Raw genomic sequence first — 4,464 nt, 5'->3', positions numbered from 1 at the left:
AGCCCGGTGCGCAACCGGTGGCGGGCAACGTTGCGGGCGGCGAGCCCCAACAAAATGGCGAAGCGCTCGGTGCGCAACCGGATGCGGGACATGGGCTCAGCGGCTGTAGCGCAAGGCCTCCACGATGGGCAGGCTCGCTGCCTTCCAGGCCGGATAGAGGCTCGCGAAAAAGGCGCTTAACACCGCGAGTCCGATCGCATCCCAGGTGATGGTCCAGTTGACCGCGATTTCAGCAATGAACCCCCGGGCCATTCCAGGAGGTGGGGGCATGGGAATACCCACCGCTGAGATGATGTAGGCCAAAGTCGCCCCCATTACGCTTCCCACAACGCCTGCGGTGGCCCCGATGAACAATCCTTCCATCACGAACCTGCGCAAGACTTGAATCCGGCTGGCACCCAGGGCGAGGGCAGTGCCGACCTCCCAAGTCCGCTCCATGACTCCCATTAACATGGTATTGGAAATGCTGAGCACGATTATCACGGCGATCACGAGCCGGACAAAATCCACTTGCCGGGTGAACAGGGTGACGGTCTTGTGGTAGAAGTCCGCAAATTCCCACCAGGGAACCCCTTCGAAAGAAGGGGTCGCGGAAAGCCCTGTCCGCAATTCCACCAAGGTCTCGGGTACCGTGGAGGTCTCCTTCACCAACACCACCCATTTATGGATGCCCTGGGTATGCAGCAATTGTTGAACAAGCCTCAAGGGTGCCCGTAAGGCGTGGTCGTCGTAGGCTTTGCTCACGGTGAGAAAAAGCCCGCGCACCCGGGCCTCCACCCCGCTCACCCCTCCCGAAGGGGTGTTGGCGAGAAGCACAATGGTATCGCCCACTTTGGCACCCAGACTAGCGGCCAGGCCCTGACCGAGGAGGACTCCGTTGGGGTCCGCGGGATCCAGCGGTCGCCCCTCCACGATCAGAACCGAGCGGGCGAGCTCTCCCTCCCGAGCGGGATCCATGCCTTCGCCTAGAAAAGAAAGCGTCGCGTCCCCTCGGCTCACGAGCCCGGAGAAGGCGATTCTGGGCGCGACCGCTTCGACGTTGGGAATTTTCCACAACAAGGCTTCCAACCCCATCTCCGGCTCAAACAGATACCCCCGGGGATCAGCCGCCCCCGCCTCGAAGTAGCCCCGCTTTGCCACCTGCAGGTGGCCCAAATGAGAGCGAATGGTATCTTCCCGCAAAAGCCACAGGCTATGCTCAATGAAACCGGCCGCCAGCATGTAGGCCACAATGCCGACAGCCACTGCCCCTAATGCCGCGAGGGTGCGGTGGCCCTGCCGGGCCACGTTGCGAAACGCGCTGATCAGGTCCGCGGCAAGGCCACGGGCGACAAGCCGCCAGGGGCGGATGGGTTTCGATTCCATAGGGGAAACCCAAGGGTAGAGGGAGAAAGCGCCCTTGAAAAGCCGAAGCCCCCTTTCGGGGGCTTCGACAATACGGAGGACTTTTCTAATCCTTGGGATTCAAGCCTTAGATAACAGCCCGTTTACGCAAGGCGCCTCCCAGACCCAGTAAGGCGATGCCCACCAGGGCCAACGTCCCCGGCTCCGGCACTTGCAACTGGAAGTCGAAGTCGCTGCGGATCTGGTAGCCGTTGATGAGCCCCCGACCGCCTAGAATATTGCCCGAGCCGACCACTTGGGTTTTCCCGTCGCCTGCACAAGCGAAGGGGCCGAACGGGAAGCAATCAAGCTCCTGCGGCAAAATTACGACTCCGGTGTTGTTCAAGAGCACGCTGAGGGCGAAGTTCACCGTGCCGAACACGGTGGAGGCACCGCTCGCCTGCACAACCGCGATATTATCCGCCGCATTCAAGGCGATCCACTGATCGTCCGCATCCCCGAAGCCCGCCACCGCCCACAGCATTCCGTCGGTGGCCAAGCCCTCGCACGCCGCAGTAGTGGTACAGTTTGGCGGAACAATGGTCAGATCGGGAGAACTGTCCAAATACAACGCCACCATGGCGTTGGCGGGCAGCCCGAATTCTGTGGCGAAACTCGCCGTCGGGCCAAAGGAAAAGTTAAACAATCCAGGGGTGGAGGTCGCGACTTTCCCCGTCACCGTGATATCGAAAATTCCGGTCAACTCATGGGGCAGGATTGAAGCGGGACCTCCTCCGAACACGCCAAAGGTTTCGGGAATCTCCAAAATGCCCCGCAGGCGGTCGCCCACGTCCAAGACATCATTATCATTGGTGTCGATGTGGTATTCCAGATCGTCGTCCTGGAACCCGGTAATGGGGAAGAAAAATTGCACCGCCGCGGAGGCTGACCCACTCCCCAGGGCAAAGGCGACGCCCAACGCCCCCAGCGATGCCTTAATCTTGCTCAGCTTCATGATTTTCTCCTTAGGTTGGTCGCGCGTTCTCCCGCTTGCCCTCCAGTATGCATCAGCCATGCCAGCGACGATAAGCCTTCGTTCTATAAACGATTTTTTCTATTTCTGTGGTTTGGGACAAAAGCAAAAGGCGAAAAATGTAAAACTCTTCGACAGAAGCACGCAAACGCCGAGAACCCGGTTTTCGAACCTCGACGAGCACGCTTCGATTCAGGGCGGGCAGGGAAAATAAGTCATTGAAAGCTTAGAGGTCTGTTGGTCGGCAAAGGTCTTCGCCATTGGAAAGGATTCCGACACTTTCGGCCTCAGACCCGTTTCGTCTCAGATAACGGGAGGCGGGAAGACGGCCGGAACGTATCCGGGGCGGGCGAGCGCGGCCAAGACGAAACACCATCAGGGGACGGTCCAGGGGTATCAAGGCGCGCCAGCCCGCCTGTAAGCTCGCCCGTAAGCCAGGCGGTATGCGCTCGTCCTCTTCCAAGGCATAGAGGGTCGAAGCCGCTAGGGGCTGCAAGGCCAGTCCTAGGACTGTTGCCCGCAGCCACAGGCGCTCCAGAGCCTGCCCGACAGCAAAAGCCCCCTCGGCGAGGGGCCGGGCCGTTGCGAGGACCCCCAAATGGGGTGCAAAAAAGCACGGCCAGTAGGCCGCCCGCTGGCCGGCAAGGCGCGCGGCGCCGAAGTAATTTAATATGCGCATGACTTGCCAATGCCGCAACCCTCTGAAGAGAGGCCGCATTGGGAGCTCGATACCCAAGGCTCCCGGAGGGAGGCCCACCGCCACGGTGTTTCGCCAGCCTGCCTCGAAGCGTATGGAGGAGAACAATTCTTCGTGCAAGGCCTGCAAGGAAAACCGCGCGGTCTCGGCGCTCGCGACAAGCCGCAGGGCTTCGCGGCGCACCGACGGCTCGTCGAGCCACATCAGGTCAACCCCTGGGACGCGACGCGCCTCCTTCTCCAACTGGGCCCGCTCCCCCTCCGTCAAGTGCGGGCCGCGGTAGAAGAGGCGCCGGTTGGTGTGCCGGAGGGGAATCGCTCCAGCCAAATCGGTGCCCAGGCCGCCACCTCCTTGCATGAGGTGCACTTCGGCCACTACGGACGCCTGCGGGCCCTCGGGGAAGATGACCACGGTGGCCTTGAGTCCCATCGCCTGGGCCCGCACGGCCACGTTTTCCGCCACGGCGCCAAAAGACAACAGGTGCAAAATCCTTCGTGGTAAGGGTGCGTGTTCATATTCATCGGCGCCCGCAATGACGAGCCGGTCAGCACCCACCTTGAGCCTGAAGGTGTGGCGGTTATCAGCGGAAGGCGCTTGAACGGCCGCCTGGGCAAGGGCTTCCAGCGCCGGCCGGGTCAACAGCGTCATGGGTAGGAGCGAGGTCGGGGGAGGTTGCGAAGAGGGCCACAGCTGCGGACCGTTCAACCGCTTTCACCGCGCTTGCTCAACAAGCGCCGCGCAATCGCCAAGGCGAGCCGCTGGAGGGGGTTGCCGTTGCCGAAGGGACGCCAGGTATGGACCACCCGGTTACGGTAGGCGTCGAACTGCATGCCCCAGGGCGCGGCACGCACAGGGCCCCGGCCCAGGAGGATCTTGAGGGCCTCGGTGGCGGCAATGCCAGCGCAGAGCTGGCAGGCCATGGCGGTCGAGGGGCCCCGCCCGGCCGCCAGGTCCACGGCAGCGGGCTCCACCAGATAGGCCCGGTGCAGCATGGCCGGCGCCAGCCCGATGAGAAACCGCAGCGCCATCTCTTCCTCGGAACAGCCCTCCCAGCGGAAATACTCTTCGAAGGTCATGCCCCCGGGCAGGAAATTGAGCAGCGCCGCCCCCATTCCCAGGGGCGCCACGGTGATGGCCGGGATGCCGCGCTTCGCACATTCGGCAAACACCAGGCGCCGCGCTTCGAAGGCGAAGAAGTCCAGCCCGTCCACATAGAGGTCCACTTCCCGCAGGAATTCCCCCACGTTGTCCCGAGTGACCCCACCGGGAAGCGCCCGGATATCGATTTCCGGGTTGATGTCCCGGGCAAGGGCGCAGAGCACCTCCAGCTTGGCCCGGCCGACGGTGCTTACCCCGGCCCCGAGCTGGCGGTTGAAGTTGGCCGGCTCGAACGCGTCCCCCTCCGCCAGGC

At 62.6% G+C, this 4,464-nt stretch carries 4 protein-coding genes; all 4 read right to left on the bottom strand.

Going from position 1 to position 4,464, the window contains the following annotated elements:
* Nucleotides 1-96: 96 nt before the first annotated feature.
* Nucleotides 97-1,365, bottom strand: a complete 1,269-nt coding sequence (locus V7Q81_RS14845) for an ABC transporter permease (protein ID WP_333844834.1) — start codon at nt 1,363-1,365, stop codon at nt 97-99.
* 106 nt (nt 1,366-1,471) lie between these two features.
* Entirely contained in the window at nt 1,472-2,338 is an 867-nt protein-coding gene (locus V7Q81_RS14840) for a PEP-CTERM sorting domain-containing protein (protein WP_333844831.1), read from the bottom strand.
* Between the two features lie 244 nt (nt 2,339-2,582).
* A complete protein-coding gene (locus tag V7Q81_RS14835) occupies nt 2,583-3,701 on the bottom strand; it encodes a hypothetical protein (protein WP_333844828.1) in 1,119 nt (372 codons plus the stop codon).
* A gap of 53 nt (nt 3,702-3,754) precedes the next feature.
* On the bottom strand, nt 3,755-4,464 hold a 710-nt coding region (locus V7Q81_RS14830; protein ID WP_333844826.1), incomplete at its 5' end, for a ThiF family adenylyltransferase.

The sequence above is a fragment of the Pelomicrobium sp. genome (genome assembly GCF_036803785.1).
Taxonomy (GTDB): domain Bacteria; phylum Pseudomonadota; class Gammaproteobacteria; order Burkholderiales; family UBA6910; genus Pelomicrobium.
The sequence above is the reverse complement of the archived record's forward strand: the minus strand, read 5'-3'. Positions and strand labels throughout refer to the sequence as shown.

What these genes read in the sequence shown, in the direction of transcription:
- V7Q81_RS14845 (WP_333844834.1), bottom strand. Translation starts at nt 1,365, where the DNA reads ATGGAATCGAAACCCATCCGCCCCTGGCGGCTTGTCGCCCGTGGCCTT.
- V7Q81_RS14840 (WP_333844831.1), bottom strand. Translation starts at nt 2,338, where the DNA reads ATGAAGCTGAGCAAGATTAAGGCATCGCTGGGGGCGTTGGGCGTCGCC.
- V7Q81_RS14835 (WP_333844828.1), bottom strand. Translation starts at nt 3,701, where the DNA reads ATGACGCTGTTGACCCGGCCGGCGCTGGAAGCCCTTGCCCAGGCGGCC.